This window comes from Variovorax sp. N23 (assembly GCF_025486315.1).
GTDB lineage: Bacteria > Pseudomonadota > Gammaproteobacteria > Burkholderiales > Burkholderiaceae_C > Variovorax.
This window is the reverse complement of sequence record NZ_JAOOPY010000023.1, coordinates 39,711-55,425: the sequence shown is the minus strand read 5'-3', so window position 1 is coordinate 55,425 and position 15,715 is coordinate 39,711. Positions and strand designations below refer to the sequence as shown.

Below are 15,715 nucleotides of genomic sequence, written 5' to 3'. Positions count from 1 at the left end.
GGCAACTCGCCAGTCAGGCCATCTCGGTGACGGCCTGACTTAAACCAAACAGCCTCCGCGAATGCCGGGGCGATTCAGTACAGCCGCCCGGGCGACGAGCAAACTCACGCTGCGACCTTTGGAGCGAGCTATGGCAATCGAGTTTGAGCGTGGGCAACTGTACGAAGAGGTCTGGAGTGCGCCGCTGTCTCGGCTCGGACCTAAGTACGGGCTTTCGGACAACGGTCTTCGGAAGGTCTGCAAGGCGATGGACATTCCGCTGCCTGAGCGCGGCTACTGGGCGCGGCGGGCGGCAGGGCAATTGATTGAACGTCCTCCACTTCCCGTCGATGCCGCTCGGGTTACGGTCCGCAGCAGCCCGCCGCCCCGAGGATCTGGAAGCATCAATGAGTACGAGCGGCCGGAAGACGCTGAGTGGCTTCGCGCACAGCTCGCTCTTGAGAGCAGCCCGCAACGCGCAGTGCAATTTATCCCGGCCCCGCGTAAGTGGCACCCTGTCTTAGCTCCACTTCGGGAGGCGCTCCTCCAGGAACAACATGAAAACGTCGCGACGGCCCGGCGTGCTCGGTCTGGAGGGCCGGACTGGGGTGCAATGCTCGCGGCCAACCACGGATTACTCGTGCCGCGCCACAAGTCTCACTGCCTTAAGGTGACCAGCCTGACGCTGGGTCGCGCGCTCGCGGCCGCAAACGCTGTGCTGTGGGCGGCCGAAAGCCGAGGTTGCACCTGTGAAGTCTCGGAAGGATCCGAGCGGTTCGAGCTTTATTTACAAGGGGCGCAAGTGTCCTTTGCGATTCGGGAGCGTCAAGACGAGGGTCTTTCCAAGTCCGGTTACAAGACCAGGGTTCCCACCAACCGCCTGGTTCTTGTGCTCGAGCGCCGCGGCGGGGGCGCATTCGAGATCCTCGATGCACTCAATGCGCCGATGCAAGATCGGCTCCACGAAATTTTTCCAAGGCTGTATCGCGCCGTCGTCGTGTTCCGCGTCGACAGTCGGTTTCAGGAGGCAAGGGCAGCCCGACGCGTGCTGTACGAGGCCGAGCAGGCCACGCTCAGGCAGAAGGCCGCAGTCGCCGAAGCAGAGAGGCTTCTAGAGCAGGGACACCGCGACGAACTGATTTCGGAGGCGCAGCAGTGGCGAAGAGCGCGCGATACTCGCGAATATGTCGCCTCTCTTGAGGAAGCTATGGCTGGCGCGGTGCCAAGTCAGGTTAGTGCTTCATGGATCGCACAGGCGAATCGAATTGTCCTCGAGCTTGACCCGATGCCTGCGCGGCTGGCGAAGCTCGGCTTCGACCCTCAGTAGCTATGTCCGAGCAGCACACTTTCGTCGCGCTCGTTCAATTTAATGTCTCTGCAACGGATGTGGGCAGCTTCGAGGCTACGCAGGTCGCGCTCGCCTCCGCCATACAGGTGGGGCTGAGCGCTCAGGTTATGGAGGTGAAGCTCTACAGCGTCGCCGACCAGGCGATTGCGTTGGCACTCGGTGAATCGCCTCCAGCTCGCAATGGCCCGGACGCTCGACCCCCGTCTTCCAAGCCTTCAGATCGCGACCAGGTGATCGAGGAGTACTCGCACGCAGGCATGACAGTGCAAATCTTTCGCGGAGCTGGTCGCCGGCACCCAGCGACGTACTTCGCAGTGGTGACGAACCCTCTGATAAAAAACCCGAGCGGCGGTGTGATTTCCGCTTCGACCTACGCGGAACTGAAAGAGCGCGCACAAGCGAGGGCTGAGCAGAAGGCCCGGAAAACTCAGAATTGGCTTGCTACTTGAGACGGTAGGCAGCTCACCGGCCGGACCAGGCCCCAGCAAACGATGGTAGAGCTGCATGCGATGCTTCGCGGCGCGATCGATGTGTCGTTTATCCAGAGCCAGAGCCAGAGCCAGAGCCAGAGCCAGAGCCAGAGCCAGAGCAACGAGCGGCCGCACGCAACGGACCGTGTCTCGCAAAAGGACCGTGGGGCGTCTGCGCTATTGCAAGGGCCAGCGGCTGAACATCCCTGGCCAAGCTCATCAGGCCATCGCGTTCGCTCGTAAATTCTGGGTCGAGATACGCCCTTTAGCTAAGCAGACAACGGCTTAAGCACTCGCTAATGTAGCTGGAGACCTGCTGCCAACTTGGAGCGGGACTGAGCGCCGGCCCCTTGGCCGCTGGCTCACTCAACGGCGCCCTGTCCAGGAATTATCATGAATATACGCACGACCTTCTTGTGGGCTGCCATGTTGTGCAGCGCGCCGTTGTTCGCTAACGCCCAAACCTCAACCATGAGGTGCTACAACCCACAGCAGGACCTCTTCCCCATCCAGACCAATGCGGACGATGGCGTCACTGTCGCATCCCAAACGGTTCAGTTCAACATCCACCATCCTGCAGTGGCAGGAACCGTATTTGTAGATTCCAACAACAATGGGGTCTGCACAATCACGATTCCTCCTGGCCGGAGAATATTTGGCCCTCTGCAATGGAACGTGGAACGCGAGAGCCCGCCAGGCGCGTTCGGCAGACTCGGTGTAGTGGCGACTAAAGGGGCCAGTTCGGATGGCGAGACGGGATCGTTTGAGGTGCGCCCGGGCGCAACTGAACCCAACTCGACCGTGCAATTGCGATTCATCGTCCGATACCAGTAGTGGGGCAGCGAGAAGCGAATCGCCCCGTGACTACGCAAACGCCTCAGCCCAGCAGCGGCTGACGGATTTGCTGCTCAATACTTCACGTCCCGCGACCTGCGCAACACTCGGAGCTGTCGTGCCGTTCTCGGGAGATCGCTAACTGCATATCGGCTTGCACCACGAGACCTGCGTCACGTTCGGCGCCTGGCCTACCTGTTCCTCCTGCCCGCAGACCAACACGCAGCCGCGCTCGACGGTCTTGACGTGTGCGTGCACCAGCGGCTCGATGACCTCGATCAGAATCTCGCCGGCCTGCTGGATAGCCACCAGCATCTCCATGTTCTCGAGGCTCCATGGCATCCACGCGCCTCGGCCATCGGGCGAGCCGAAGGTGTGCTCGATCTCAGAGAGCCAGCGTATGACGGTTCTCGGGTTGTCCCAGCCGCATCATTCGAATGAGTGATGCCTGGGTCGAACGCAAGCCCCAGGCTTGCAGTCCGATTGGCACGGACGCTAGGTATTCAGAGGAGCTACGTTTGACGATACGCCTATGGAGTTTCGAGGGCCTGACCTTTCGAGCGAGTCCGGAGAAAGGTATTGATTGCCCAACTTCAACCTGTCGTGCAGCGAAGCGGGGGGAGTGGCGGTGACTGATGCGGCCGAGTCAGTCGGCAGCCTCACCGCCGACGAACGCCTTGAGTACCAAGAGCTTGGCTTGTGGGCTCGAAACGACGACACGATCATCTATCAAGCTGCGGCGACGGTTTTGCCTCTCTCGTTTGGAGCTGTCGCCGTTGCGGCGCAGTTTCCGAGAGTCGCTCCTGCCCTCGGGGTTTTCTCTATTTTGTTGTACGCCTACTGGCTCATGGTTTCGTCGAGGCTATCGTGGTTCTCATCAGTTCGGATCGCGAGGCTTCGGGAGTTAGAAGCAAAAGCGGGGTTGGCTCATCACACAATGATGGCCATTCCGCCCGCGCATCTACTTCGCCAATGGGGCGCCCGGCTGTCGATCCGGAAGGTGAGACTCGCCGGCCTCTTCGTCTTGCTCCTCTCGTGGGTCGTGACTCTGGTTGTTCTTCAAGAGCAACAGGATCGAAAGGCTGGGCCGAACGCGGAAAGCATCACGAGGCCCGCGGGCACTGCGAGTACTAGTAGGGCGCAACCGCGATAGGCTTGTGGTTGGCTAAGTCTCTTGGGCAGTCGAAGTGATGGCCATCGTTCCAGTGCGTGCCGCTGGCGGCTATCTTGCGCCGCCGCCGTAGGCGCAAAGGCCCAGCGCGAACCCGAAGTAATAGCTGGAGCCGGTATTGGGGCGGCCGATGATCGCGACCGAATCGAGGAAGGAAATGCCGACAAACCCGAGCACCCATGAAATCAGGTTGCCGATCGCAGCGAAGAAGAAGATGGCGCCATGCCAGATGCCGGAGAAGAAGCCGTAGGGCTCTGCGGTTGATGCCGAGGTGTAGTGCGCCGCACAACCCGATAGCGCCGCCAATGCCAGCACGGACAGCGCAACCCGAAGAGGAACTGCGCCAAGCATCATGCGGCTCGGCTGATCGGAATCACCTTGGCGCCGATCCGCAGCTTGTCGAGGTAGTCGGCCCAACGCTGCATCATTTCGCGGCGCGCAGGGAGGTGGGCAGTGCGGTTGTACGCGCGGCCGTTGGCATCCTTCACCATGTGCGAGAGCTGGTGCTCGATGAAGTCGACGCGCTCTCCAAGCACCTCGTCCATGATGGTCCGCGCCATTGCTCGGAAGCCGTGTGCGGTGTGAACCTCCGTGCTGTAGCCCATGCCGCGCAAGGCGGCATTGATCGTGTTTTCGCTCATCGGGCGCTCGCCAGTCCTGATGCTGGGAAACACATAGCGTCCGTGGCCGGAAATCGGATGCAGCGCACGGAGGATCTCCACAGCTTGGGCCGATAGCGGAACGATGTGGTCGACCTTCATCTTCATCTTGGATCCGGGAATGCGCCACTCGGCGCCGTCCAGATCAAACTCTGCCCACTCGGCCGTGCGCAGTTCACCAGGCCGCACGAACACCAGCGGCGAAAGCTTCAGAGCTGCCACGGTGCAGGGGTGCCCGCTGTACACATGAATGGAGCGCATGAGGCCGCCCGCGGGCGTGGGCTCTGTGATCGCTGCGAAGTGCTTGCCGGCCTTCACTGCGAGCGCCTCGCGCAAGTCCGAGGTCACGTCGCGTTCCACAAGCCCGGACACCACAGCGAACCGGAACACCTGGCCGCAAAGCTGCTTGATCCGGTGAGCGGTGTCGATCGCTCCTCGTGCCTCGAGCTTTCGCACGACGCGCTCAAGGATGTCGCGCGGCCCGATGGCTGATATCGGCAGGCTGCCGATGAAGGGAAAAACGTCCTTCTCCAGCCAGGTCTTCACCTTCGCCTGAGTGATCGCCTTGCGCTTGGCCGCCGTCTTGGAGAGCCATTCGCGAGCGACAACCTCGAACGTGCTTGCAGCCGAGTTAGCGCGCGCTTGCTTCTCAGCGCGCTTCGCCGCGCTTGGGTCGGTGCCGTCGGCGAGTAGTTCGCGGGCTACTGCCCGACGATCGCGAGCCTTGGCCAGCGAAACCTCGGGATAGGTGCCCAGCGCCAGCGTCTTGCGCTTGCCGGCATACGAGTAGTCCATCCGCCAGTACTTCCCGGCTGCCTTCACCAGCAGGTACATCCCTCCACCGTCGGCGTATTTGTCCCCGATGGCCTTCTCTGTCGCCTTGACCTGCCGAACGAATGTGTCTGTAAGCGCCATTGATGCTCCTTGACGGTATCCCGTCGCCGGCCTTTTTGGGATACCGGGAAAAGTAACGGTATTTCTTTGAGATTGGATGCTACGCCGTACGACGGGGTGACGCAAAGAAAAACCCGCTACGCCGGGGAGCGTGCGGGCTTCTGATGCTTGGTGATGCGCGGTAAACCGGGCCTTTGGTGCCCTCGACAGGAATCGAACCTGTATCTGAGTCTTAGGAGGACCCCGTTCTATCCATTGAACTACGAGGACGCTGGGCAGCCGCGACTTTAGCAGTTCGTCAGTCGTACTTCAGCGTGTAGATCAGGTCGACGCCGCTCTGGATGCCGGCCTGGCCGCGCAGGGTGAGGCGCTGGGTCAGGTCGTAGAAGATGTAGATCGTGCCCAGCATGCCCGCCAGGCTGCTTTCGTAGGTGACGTAGAAGTCGCTCGACAGGCGCTTGCCCAGGGTGACGGCCGACTCGCGCAGTTCGCCGCCAGCGGAGGGGCCCTTGAAGCCGATCTCGTCGAGGCCCAGCCGGCTCGCCAGACTGCCGCCGGAGCCGCCCTTGCCGAGGCCGCCGAGCAGGGCAAGGGCGGCCTGCTGCATCAGGATCGATTCGCCGCCGCTGCTGGCCGACGCGCGGCCCAGCACCACCCACGACAGCGTCTCGACGTCCGACAGCACGGGCTCTGAATACAGCTTGACGCGCGGCGACTGGGCCGAGCCCGTGATCTGCACGCCGGCGCGCTGCGTGATGTTCGGCCGGATCGCCAGGATGTCGAGCGCCGGGTTGTCGACCGGGCCGTTGAAGCGCGCCAGGCCGGTCTCGACGTCGAGCTGCTGGCCGTAGGCGCGGTACTGGCCCTTGACGGTGCGGACTTCGCCGGTGATGCGCGGCGGCGCGGTGAGCGAGGTGCTGCGGATGTCCAGCTGGCCCTCGAGCCGGGTCGTGATGCCGCGGCCCTGCACGGCGAAGTCCTTGCCCAGGTCGAAGGTCACGGCCACGTCGGGCGCCTTGGCCGTCTGCGGCTTGGCGGCGGCTGCGGTGGCGCGGGCGGCGTCGCGCTGCGCGGTGGCAGCGGCTTCGGCGGTCTTGGCGGCGGAGCGCACGACCACGTCGCTGCCCAGGCTGGGCGCGCTCTCGTCGGGCAGGATGATCACGGCGCGCTCGGTGTCGATCTTGCCGCGCACGGTGAACTGGCCGTCGGCCAGGCCCGCCTGCAGGTCGCCCGACACCGTGATCTGCCGGTCGGAGCGCACCAGCAGGCGCAGGCTGCGCAGCTGGCCGCGCAGGTCCATGCGGATGCCCGAGGCGCTGCTGCCGGCAGGCACCGCGCGCCAGCTCATCTGGCCGGTGGCCGACAGCGTGCCACCGTCGCGTGCCGCTTCGCTCGCGCTGGTGCTGACGTTGCCGCTCTGGCCGGCGATGCGTGCGCTGCTGCCGCGGCCGCCCTTGAGCGTGAATTCGGTGATGTCGACGCGGGTGCCCGACAGCGTGGCGCGCAGCCGGCCGTCGCGCAGGTCGAGCCCTTCGACCAGGGCGCGCAGGGCGAGCTGGTCGGCCGCCAGCGTGCCGTTCCAGCGCGGTTCGGTGCGGCTGCCCGACAGCGTGGCGTCGGCGTCGAGCGTGCCGGCGACGCGCCAGCCCGGCGGCGCCAGCATCGACCAGACGCCCAGGCTCGGCATGCGCGCCTTCACCGCGCCGGTCAGTGGCGCATCGGCCGGCCACTGCCAGCCGCCGTCGCGCTGCAGCACGCGGGTGCCGATGTTCGCGTCGATGCTGCCGGCGCGCAGGCTGTCCCACACCAGCCTGGCCTGCACCGATTCGCCGCGCGCCTCAAGGCGCAGCTCGGCCTGGCGCAGGCCGGCGGGCGTGCTCGGGCCTTCGATGTTGCCGGTGCTGGTGACCATCTTGATCTCGCTCTTGGCGCCGGTGCCGCGGCTTTCGATGCGGGTGACGAGCGCGGCCTCGCCGGCCTGCACGCGGATGTCGCCGCTGCGGCGCGCCAGGCGCAGGTCGGCGCGCAGGGCGTCGCCGGCCTCGATGTCCCAGTCGCCGTCGAAGATCAGGTCGCCGGTCACGCCCATGCTGGCGAGCGAGCTGTTGCTGTCCATGGCCTCGGCCCAGGCCATCGGCAGGCCCTGCATGCGGCCCTTCGATTGCAGGCGGAAGGCGCGCTGCCCGGTGGCACCGGTCTGGCGGAAGCGCACCGGCGCCCAGTCGATGCGCACGGTGCCGGGCACCGGCCCCTGCAGCGTGGCGCCGCCGGCGGAGGTGTCGACTTCGATGCCGCCGGCGGTGCTGCGCACGTTGGCGTCGAGCGGCGCGCTCAGCGCCACGGTCCATGGGCCGGGGCGGGTGCTGTCCTGTGCCTGCACGCGCAGGCTGGCCAGCGCCGCGCGCCAGCGGCCTGCGCCTTCGAGCGCGCCGCTGGCACGGGTGTCGAGCGTCATCTTCTGCGTGCCGCGGGTCGCCTCGCCCTGCAGCGCCAGCGTGGCCTGCGCCAGGCTGCCGGACAGCTCGGCGCGCAGGCCGCGCAACTGCACGGGCAGGGCCGGCGGGGGCGGCACGCTGCCGGCGGGCACCGGTGCCGCAGGCAGACGTACATCGAGCCGCGGCACGGTGAGCGTGGCCTGCACGGTGGGCTCGGCGGTGCCGCGCGGCGCAGGGGTGGTCGCGTTCTGCAGCCGGCGCTGCACGGCTTCCCAGCCGCCGTCCCAGCGGGCGTCCAGGCGTGCGCTGCCTTCGGCACTGGCACCGGCGAAGACCTTGCCCAGGCCGGGCAGCGTTTCGACCCAGCGCTGCAGCGTGGCGGCGTTGTCGATCTGTGCGTCGATCTGGCCGCGGCCCTGCGCCGGCGCGATGCGGCCGGCGACCTGTGCATTGCCGCCCGGCAGCACCAGCTTCAGGTCGCCGCTGCCGGCGCGTTCGGCGATGCGGGCCTGCAGCGTGCCGGCGACGCTGGCCTGCGCCGCCTCGACGCGCAGCGTGCGCAGGTCGAGCACCTCGTCTTTCCACTGCCCCTGCGCCACGACGCGGTCGAGCCGCAGGCCCTGCAGCGCGGCGCTGCCGGCCGTGCCCTGCGCCTGCAACGCCACGTCGAAGGCCAGCGCACCGTCGCGCTGCTCGACCTCGGCCTTGCCGCCGACCGGTGCGCCGGCCAGTTGCGTGTGCAGGGCGCCCGGCTGCACATTGCGCACGGTGGCGCGCACGGCCCACGGCATCGGGGCCGGGCTCCAGTCGCCTTCGGCGTCGATGCGGCCGCCGCCGGTGTGCACCGTGGCGCCGGGCACGGTCCAGGTGGTGCCGTCGTAGGTGGTGCGGGCCTCGACGCGTTCCACCGGCAGCTTGCCCTGGTCCCACGGGCCGGGCAGGGCGTTGCGGATGTCGGCGCTGGCCTGCCACTGCACGCCGCTGCCGGCCGCGCCGGGGCCGGCCAGCACCTGGCCGCTCAGCAGCGTGGCCGGGGCGGTGGGCCAGAGGCGCGCGAGGTCGACGTTGCGCAGGTCGGCGTTGGCGTCGATCACCGGCTGCGGCTGCCACGGCGCGATGTGGGCCTGCAACTGCGCCTGCATGGGGGCGGTGGCGTCCTGCTCGGCGGGCTTCAGGTCGGCGGCGATGGCCAGCCGGGCGTCGGCACCCGCCAGCGTGCCCTTGGCCGTGGCGGTGGCCAGCACATCGATGCTGCGGCCTTCGGCCAACGGCGCGCGCACGCGGCCGTCGAGCGCCAGGTCGAGCGCCATCGGCGCGTCGCCCTGCAGCCCGACGCGCGCGCTGTAGTGGCCGTCTGCCAGGTCGACGCCATCGACGTTCAGCGTGTGCTGGCGTTGTGCGTAGACGTAGTGGCCGGCGAGGTTCTTCGCCTCGACCACCGGCGGCCCGGCCCAGCGGACGGTGCCGATGCGAAAGGGCAGGTCGACATCCACCGGCAGCACCAGTTGCGCGAGCGGCTGCAGCGGCGCGCTGGTGTCGGGCGCGGGGCCGCGGCGCTCGATCAGCACCTCTTTGGCGACGACCTCGCCCAGCTGCACCTTGCGCTGGAACAGCGGCTTGAGCGTCCAGCCGATCGCGGCATCGTGCACTTCGACAGACAGCGTGGGGCTCTGCCACTGCAGGTAGCCGATGCGTCCGCCGGTGCGCAGCGAGCCGCGCACATCGCGGCTCTGCAGCGTCTGGCCGGCCGGCATGTAGCGCGCGGCCTTGGCGAGCGCATAGGCGAGCGACTGGTCGGAGCCCAGCCACCACCAGGCACCCGCGCCGATCGTGATCAGCAGGACGACGAGCGTCGCGAAGGCCCATGCCAGCCCGCGCAGCACGCGGCGCGCGCGCGACCGGCGTCGCGGCGGTGGCGGGGTGGGCGTTTCGTTCGGCTGCATGCGGTCGTGCCTAGAAGCTGAAGCCCAGCCGCAGATGCAGCCGGTACTTCTTCGTGTCGACGCCGTAGGCGACGTCGGCCTGCACCGGGCCGACGGGGCTGCGCCAGCGCACGCCCACGCCGGTGCCGACCTTGGCCTTGAGTTCGCCGAACTTGTCGGCCACCGAGCCGGCGTCGACGAAGACGGCGCTCTCGAAGTCGCTGAGCTTGCCGTTCCAGACGATCGGTCGCTGCCATTCCACGCTGCCGACACCGAGGTAGCGGCCGGCCACGATGGCGCCGTCGCTGCGCTCGGTGCCGATCTGCCGGTAGCTGTAGCCGCGCACCGTGGTGTCGCCACCGGTGAGGAACAGCAGCGTGGTCGGGATCTGCGCGTTGTCGCGGGCGATGACGGCGCCGCTTTCGGCGCGGAACTGCAGGCGGCTGCTGCGCGCCGCACCGCCATCGGTGCCCTGCACCGTGCCGATGGGCAGGATGCCGAGCCAGCGGATGTAGCTGCGGATGAACGGCGCGCGCTCGCCGATCAGTGTCTGGCCCAGGCCCAATTCGAGCGACAGGCCCTGGCCGCGCGTCGGCGTGGTGTTGTCGTCGAAGTAGCGGCCGGTCCAGCCCCAGTTGGCGCTGAGGGCCGAGGCCGACGGTGGCGCGCCGCTCCCCTGGTTGGTCGCGTAGTCGTACTGCAGGAACAGGCTGCGCTCGATGCGGTCGCCCGTGCGGCCGCGGCCGGCGCGCACGCGGCCGCTGTCGGTGTCGTAGGTGCCGGCGGTTTCGTGCTTGAGCAGGCCCGAGCCGAACCAGCGCCAGCCGGTGTCGTCGGGGATGCCGTTCCAGTCGGTGCCCAGCGACTGGGTCTTCTGGTCGATCGACAGCTTCGACACCGCGCGCCAGCCGAGCAGCGGCATCTGGTTGTGCACATGGTCCAGCGACACGCGCGGGCCGCTGTCGGTGGTGAAGCCCACGCCCGCCACGACCTTCTGCAGCGGCGCCTCGCGCACCTGCGCGATCACGGGCGCGGCCTGCGGGTCGGTGACGTTGGTGTCGAGCGTGAGGAAGACCGAGTCGTAGTAGCCGCTGCTGGCCAGGCGCTGCTGCGCGTCGAGCAGCTTCTGCTGGTCGTAGTCGGCGCCGGTGGGCACGCGGGCGATGCGGCGCGTACCGTCGGCGCTGTAGCGCTGCACGCCGCGCACGTCGAGCGGGCCGAAGCGGTAGGCCGGGCCCGAGTCGTAGTTGACGCCCAGCTTCGCCTCGCTCTTGTCGGCATCGATCTCGGTGCGGCTGGTGGCGACGCTGCCGGTGGCATAGCGCTTGGCCGTCAGGCTGCGCAGGCCGACGGTCTTGGCGTTGTCCCAGGCCTGCTGCGTGAAGAGCTGGCCGGTGCGCAGCGTCCAGGCCGCGCGGATCGCCTCGCGCTGGGCGGCGGCGGCCGGGTCGTCCGCGATGGCGCCGCGAAAGCCGATGTCCACGGCACCGATGCGCGTGGGCGGACCGGGGTCGACGGTCACCACGACCTGACGCGGCGCCTTGGCGCCGGGCGTCTCGTTCAGTTCGAGCGTGAGCGTGGGCGTGAAGTAGCCCAGCGTGCCGAGCAGTTCGCGCGCATTGGCCTCGGCCGCGACCATGAGCCGCGACAGCTCGGTCGCGCCCAGGTCGGGAATCTTGCTGTAGCGCTGGATCTCGAGGTGCAGCGCCAGATAGTCGCGCACCGCGTCGGGGCCGCGCACCTCCAGCGTGAAGGCATCACCGGTCGAGGGGGCGTCGGCGGCCACCGGCTGCCGGCCGTCCTCGGTACCCGCGTCCTTCTTCGGCAGCAGGCTGCATCCCTGCAGCAGAAGGACGATTGCAAAAAGCAACGCCGGCCATGACGCCGGCGTTTGAAGGGGAGCCACCCTGAGCATCGCTGCATTCTGACAGCAGTTCCGGCGTGCCCCGGAGCGCCCCGCGTCGGACAGCGGCGCATCTTCGGTTCAGCGGCGCGCGACCTTCTTGGCGAAGCTCCAGAGGATCGGCGGCACCCACTGGCGCAGCAGCGCCTTGGCGGCGTCGATGCGGCGCGGCTGGATGAAGATGGAGATCGAGCGATCCAGGTCCTGCTCCGGCACCGGCGTGCCCGTGTAGAAGTACGTGGCCACCGAGCGGCGTGGCCGCCCGTCGGGTGCCTGCAGCGGGACGGGGTGCCCGTGGAAGCTCTTGGGGCCATGCGGCAGCAGCAAGGTGCGGCCGAACTCGGGCTGCACGGTGGTGACGCACTGGCCTTTCTTGGCGTCCCACAACTCGAGCGCCGAGCCCCATTCGGGCTGCCAGTTGCGGTTGAGGTAGGTGATGAACACCATCTCGTTCTTCAGGCCGGTGTGCGGATGGCGGTCGAAGTCGCGGTGCACGGCGAAGCTGCCGCCGGTGCGGCTTTCGTGCAGCCCGCCACCGTGGCGAAGCGGGTCGGGGATGAGGTAGGGCGTGCCGGTCACGTCGGACAGCCAGGTGGTGAACCAGCCGGAATTGACCAGGTCGAAATAGAGTTGCGTGGCCGGGCCGAGCGTGGCGCCGAGCACCGAGCGGCGTGTGCGCTCGTAGCTGCTCTGCACGTCGTACCAGCCGGTGCTGTGGTGCGTGTCGAACTCCTCGAGCACCAGCGTCAGCAACTGCGGGTTGAAGAGGCCGTCGACCACCAGATGCGGGAAGGGGGCCGCGCCGGTGAGCTGTGCGCGCAGGCGCTGGCGCGCCTCGGGGGTGAAGAAGGCCGGATCGACCAGTTCGTCCAGCAGCAGCGTCGTGCCGCGGAGGGTGACGCAGTCCGCCCGCCGGGTTCGGACGAGGCCCAGGGGAGCGGGGTCGCGCAGGGCGGATGCGAGGGCAGGCATGGTGCTGGGTCTCGATGGGCAACCACCGGGAGAAGCGCTCGCCCCGTGAAGCCGTCACCACACTGTAACAAAAAGCACTCAAACGGCGAGGGCTTTTTACCGCGTTTGCGGGTGCCGTTATTTCGACAGCATCCGCATGGCGTCTTCGAGGCCCTTGAGGGTCAGCGGGTACATGCGGTTGGACATCATCTGCTGGATGACCGCGATGCTCTGGCGGTACTGCCACACGCCCTGCGGCTCGGGGTTGATCCAGGCGAACTTCGGGAAGGTGTGCGTCAGGCGCTGCAGCCATTCGGCACCGGCTTCCTCGTTGTTGTATTCGACGCTGCCGCCCGGCTGCAGGATCTCGTAGGGGCTCATGGTCGCGTCGCCGACGAAGATGAGCTTGTAGTCCTTGTTGTACTTGCGCAGGATGTCCCAGGTCGCGAACTTCTCGGAGTAGCGGCGCCGGTTGTTCTTCCACATGAAGTCATAGACGCAGTTGTGGAAGTAATAGAACTCCAGGTGCTTGAACTCGGTCTTGACCGCCGAGAACAATTCCTCGACGCGCTGGATGTGCTCGTCCATCGTGCCGCCCACGTCCATCAGCAGCAGCACCTTGACGTTGTTGTGGCGCTCGGGCCGCATCTTGATGTCGAGGTAGCCGGCGTTGGCGGCGGTCTTGCTGATCGTCTCGTCGAGGTCCAGCTCTTCTTCATGGCCTTCGCGCGCGAACTTGCGCAGCCGACGCAGCGCGACCTTGATGTTGCGCGTGCCGAGCTCCTGCCCGTCGTCGTAGTCCTTGTAGGCACGCTGGTCCCACACCTTCACCGCGCTCTTGTTCTTGCCGGCTCCGCCGATGCGCACGCCCTGCGGGTTGTAGCCGCCGTGGCCGAAGGGCGAGGTGCCGCCGGTGCCGATCCACTTGTTGCCACCCTCGTGGCGTTCCTTCTGCTCCTCGAAGCGCTTCTTGAGCGTGTCCATGAGCTCGTCCCAGCCCATCTTCTCGATCTTGGCCTTCTCCTCGGCGGAGAACTCGCGTTCCAGCGTCTTGCGCAGCCAGTCGAGCGGGACTTCCTTGGTGAAGTCGGTCAGCATGTCGACGCCCTTGAAGTAACCGGCGAAGGCGCGGTCGAACTTGTCGAAGTGCTTCTCGTCCTTCACCAGGGCGGTGCGGCTCAGGTAGTAGAAGTCGTCCAGGCTGTAGGCACCGTCGGAGTTCGGCCCGACGACGTCGGCCTGCAGCGCCTCCAGCAAGGTGAGGAACTCCTTGACCGACACCGGCAGCTTGGCCGAGCGCAGCGTGTAGAAGAAATCGATCAGCATGCGTCGGCCCTCCGTGGATCAGCGCTCGGCAGGGCGCGGCTTGTCGAGCAGGTAGAGCAGGTGCGCCTTCACCTCGGGCCATTCGCCGGCAGTGAGGCTGTACATGACCGTGTCGCGCGTCGTGCCGTCGCGCCGCAGGGCATGGCCGCGGATCACGCCGTCCTTCCTGGCGCCCAGGCGCTCGATGGCGCGCTGCGACGCGAAGTTGTAGTTGTCGGTGCGCCAGCCCACGGTGCGGCAGCCCAGCGCCTCGAAGGCGTGGGTGAGCATCAGCAGCTTGCAGGTGGTGTTGACATGGGTGCGCTGGCAGCGCCTGGCGTACCAGGTGTAGCCGATCTCCAAGCGCTTCACGTCCGGCAGGATGTCGTGGAAGCTGGTGCTGCCCAGCACCGTGCCGGTCGCTTCCTCGGTCACGGCGAAGGCGAAGCGGCTGCCGCCTTCGCGCATCTGCAGGGCGGCTTCGATGTAGCTGCGGGTCTGCTCGGGCTCGGGCACCGAGGTCACGCGCAACTGCCAGAGCGCGCCGTCGGCGGCCGCGGCGCGCAGGCCGGCTTCATGGTCGAGCGAGAGGGGGATGAGTGCCAGGCCGCGGGCCGACAAGGTGGTGGGTTCGACGAATGCCATGCTCAGACTCTCGGGTCTCCGTATTTGCGCCGGTACCAGGCCCGGCCCAGCTGCACGCCGCCGCCGCCGCCCAGCCCGATGAGTGCGATGCCCAGCATGGCCGGGCCGTCGTAGCCGTTGGGGCCGAAGGCATCGAAGCCCAGCGCGGTGCCGAGCCAGCGGCCGAGCAATGCCCCGACCACGAAGCCCAGCGCCTGGGCGATGCCGAGCAGCAGCAACTGGCGCGGCGGATGCGGCGTGATTTCCTTCATGCGATCAGCGGTTGTTGCGCTGCATGAAGACCAGCTTCTCGAACAAGGTGACGTCCTGTTCGTTCTTGAGCAGCGCGCCGACCAGTGGCGGCACTGCCACCTTGTCGTCCTTGCTCTGCAGCGCTTCGAGCGGGATGTCTTCCGCGACCAGCAGCTTGAGCCAGTCGAGCAGCTCGGAGGTCGAGGGCTTCTTCTTCAGGCCCGGCAGGTTGCGCACGTCGTAGAAGGTCTTCATCGCCGCGGCGAGCAGGTCCTGCTTGAGCGTGGGGAAGTGCACCGCGACGATGCTCTTCATCGTGTCCGCATCGGGGAACTTGATGTAGTGGAAGAAGCAGCGGCGCAGAAAGGCGTCGGGCAGTTCCTTCTCGTTGTTCGAGGTGATGAAGACCACCGGCCGGTGCTTGGCGCGGATGAGCTCGCGTGTCTCGTAGCAGTAGAACTCCATGCGGTCGATCTCGCGCAGCAGGTCGTTCGGAAATTCGATGTCGGCCTTGTCGATCTCGTCGATCAGCAGCGCCACCGGCTGGTCGGCGGTGAAGGCCTGCCACAGCACGCCCTTCACGATGTAGTTGTGGATGTTCTTGACGCGTTCGCCGCCATCGACATCCGTGAGCTGCGAATCGCGCAGCCGGCTCACCGCGTCGTATTCATACAGGCCCTGCTGCGCCTTGGTGGTCGACTTGATGTGCCACTGCAGCAGCGGCAGGCCCAGCGCGGCGGCCACTTCTTCGGCCAGCATCGTCTTGCCGGTGCCCGGTTCGCCCTTGACGAGCAGGGGGCGGGTCAGCGTGATGGACGCGTTGACCGCGAGCATCAGGTCCTGGGTGGCAACGTAGTTGTCGGAGCCCTTGAATTTCATGGATGGCATCGCGCGGGAGTGGGTGAATCGGTGCATTTGATCGGCGTGGCCACACGGCGGTGTCGCCGAGGCACGGGGGCTGCGAAGAA

12 protein-coding genes and 1 tRNA gene are annotated in these 15,715 nt (G+C 67.1%); 2 read left to right on the top strand and 11 right to left on the bottom strand.

What is annotated here, in order from left to right; genetic code table 11:
* Positions 1–592: 592 nt before the first annotated feature.
* Both N8A90_RS24340 and N8A90_RS24335 read left to right on the top strand, forming a co-directional pair.
* Positions 593–1,306, top strand: coding sequence for a hypothetical protein (locus N8A90_RS24340; RefSeq protein WP_262077848.1), 714 nt, complete (start codon positions 593–595; stop codon positions 1,304–1,306).
* 2 nt (positions 1,307–1,308) lie between these two features.
* Positions 1,309–1,776 carry a hypothetical protein gene (locus tag N8A90_RS24335; RefSeq protein ID WP_262077847.1) on the top strand — a complete coding sequence of 156 codons (468 nt, stop codon included), beginning with the start codon at positions 1,309–1,311 and terminating at the stop codon, positions 1,774–1,776.
* 993 nt (positions 1,777–2,769) lie between these two features.
* Here the strand turns inward: N8A90_RS24335 and N8A90_RS24330 are convergent.
* From N8A90_RS24330 to N8A90_RS24280, 11 genes are all read right to left on the bottom strand, one after another.
* On the bottom strand, positions 2,770–2,973 hold the full coding sequence (locus N8A90_RS24330) for a hypothetical protein (protein ID WP_262077846.1): 204 nt from the start codon (positions 2,971–2,973) through the stop codon (positions 2,770–2,772).
* Between the two features lie 880 nt (positions 2,974–3,853).
* Entirely contained in the window at positions 3,854–4,156 is a 303-nt protein-coding gene (locus N8A90_RS24325) for a hypothetical protein (protein WP_262077845.1), read from the bottom strand.
* Positions 4,153–5,376, bottom strand: a complete 1,224-nt coding sequence (locus N8A90_RS24320; RefSeq protein ID WP_262077844.1) for a tyrosine-type recombinase/integrase — start codon at positions 5,374–5,376, stop codon at positions 4,153–4,155. The genes N8A90_RS24325 and N8A90_RS24320 overlap by 4 nt, the downstream gene beginning before the upstream one ends.
* Before the next feature lie 174 nt (positions 5,377–5,550).
* A tRNA-Arg gene (locus tag N8A90_RS24315) sits at positions 5,551–5,625 on the bottom strand.
* A gap of 28 nt (positions 5,626–5,653) precedes the next feature.
* Positions 5,654–9,733, bottom strand: coding sequence for a translocation/assembly module TamB domain-containing protein (locus N8A90_RS24310; RefSeq protein WP_262077843.1), 4,080 nt, complete (start codon positions 9,731–9,733; stop codon positions 5,654–5,656).
* 10 nt (positions 9,734–9,743) lie between these two features.
* Positions 9,744–11,627 (bottom strand): autotransporter assembly complex protein TamA, encoded by a 1,884-nt coding sequence (locus N8A90_RS24305; RefSeq protein ID WP_262077842.1) that lies wholly within the window; start codon positions 11,625–11,627, stop codon positions 9,744–9,746.
* A 69-nt stretch (positions 11,628–11,696) separates the two neighbouring features.
* Positions 11,697–12,587 (bottom strand): 2OG-Fe(II) oxygenase, encoded by an 891-nt coding sequence (locus N8A90_RS24300; RefSeq protein ID WP_262077841.1) that lies wholly within the window; start codon positions 12,585–12,587, stop codon positions 11,697–11,699.
* A 117-nt stretch (positions 12,588–12,704) separates the two neighbouring features.
* A complete protein-coding gene (locus N8A90_RS24295; RefSeq protein ID WP_262077840.1) occupies positions 12,705–13,892 on the bottom strand; it encodes a vWA domain-containing protein in 1,188 nt (395 codons plus the stop codon).
* A gap of 18 nt (positions 13,893–13,910) precedes the next feature.
* Complete coding sequence (locus N8A90_RS24290; RefSeq protein ID WP_262077839.1) at positions 13,911–14,516, bottom strand: GNAT family N-acetyltransferase; 606 nt, start codon at positions 14,514–14,516, stop codon at positions 13,911–13,913.
* A gap of 2 nt (positions 14,517–14,518) precedes the next feature.
* Positions 14,519–14,767 (bottom strand): hypothetical protein, encoded by a 249-nt coding sequence (locus N8A90_RS24285; RefSeq protein ID WP_262077838.1) that lies wholly within the window; start codon positions 14,765–14,767, stop codon positions 14,519–14,521.
* 4 nt (positions 14,768–14,771) lie between these two features.
* On the bottom strand, positions 14,772–15,626 hold the full coding sequence (locus tag N8A90_RS24280; RefSeq protein WP_262077849.1) for an AAA family ATPase: 855 nt from the start codon (positions 15,624–15,626) through the stop codon (positions 14,772–14,774).
* Positions 15,627–15,715 lie beyond the last annotated feature (89 nt).

What these genes read in the sequence shown, in the direction of transcription:
- N8A90_RS24290 (WP_262077839.1), bottom strand. Translation starts at nt 14,516, where the DNA reads ATGGCATTCGTCGAACCCACCACCTTGTCGGCCCGCGGCCTGGCACTC.
- N8A90_RS24305 (WP_262077842.1), bottom strand. Translation starts at nt 11,627, where the DNA reads ATGCTCAGGGTGGCTCCCCTTCAAACGCCGGCGTCATGGCCGGCGTTG.
- N8A90_RS24295 (WP_262077840.1), bottom strand. Translation starts at nt 13,892, where the DNA reads ATGCTGATCGATTTCTTCTACACGCTGCGCTCGGCCAAGCTGCCGGTG.
- N8A90_RS24340 (WP_262077848.1), top strand. Translation starts at nt 593, where the DNA reads ATGCTCGCGGCCAACCACGGATTACTCGTGCCGCGCCACAAGTCTCAC.
- N8A90_RS24285 (WP_262077838.1), bottom strand. Translation starts at nt 14,767, where the DNA reads ATGAAGGAAATCACGCCGCATCCGCCGCGCCAGTTGCTGCTGCTCGGC.
- N8A90_RS24325 (WP_262077845.1), bottom strand. Translation starts at nt 4,156, where the DNA reads ATGATGCTTGGCGCAGTTCCTCTTCGGGTTGCGCTGTCCGTGCTGGCA.
- N8A90_RS24335 (WP_262077847.1), top strand. Translation starts at nt 1,309, where the DNA reads ATGTCCGAGCAGCACACTTTCGTCGCGCTCGTTCAATTTAATGTCTCT.
- N8A90_RS24320 (WP_262077844.1), bottom strand. Translation starts at nt 5,376, where the DNA reads ATGGCGCTTACAGACACATTCGTTCGGCAGGTCAAGGCGACAGAGAAG.
- N8A90_RS24310 (WP_262077843.1), bottom strand. Translation starts at nt 9,733, where the DNA reads ATGCAGCCGAACGAAACGCCCACCCCGCCACCGCCGCGACGCCGGTCG.
- N8A90_RS24330 (WP_262077846.1), bottom strand. Translation starts at nt 2,973, where the DNA reads ATGCCATGGAGCCTCGAGAACATGGAGATGCTGGTGGCTATCCAGCAG.
- N8A90_RS24280 (WP_262077849.1), bottom strand. Translation starts at nt 15,626, where the DNA reads ATGAAATTCAAGGGCTCCGACAACTACGTTGCCACCCAGGACCTGATG.
- N8A90_RS24300 (WP_262077841.1), bottom strand. Translation starts at nt 12,587, where the DNA reads ATGCCTGCCCTCGCATCCGCCCTGCGCGACCCCGCTCCCCTGGGCCTC.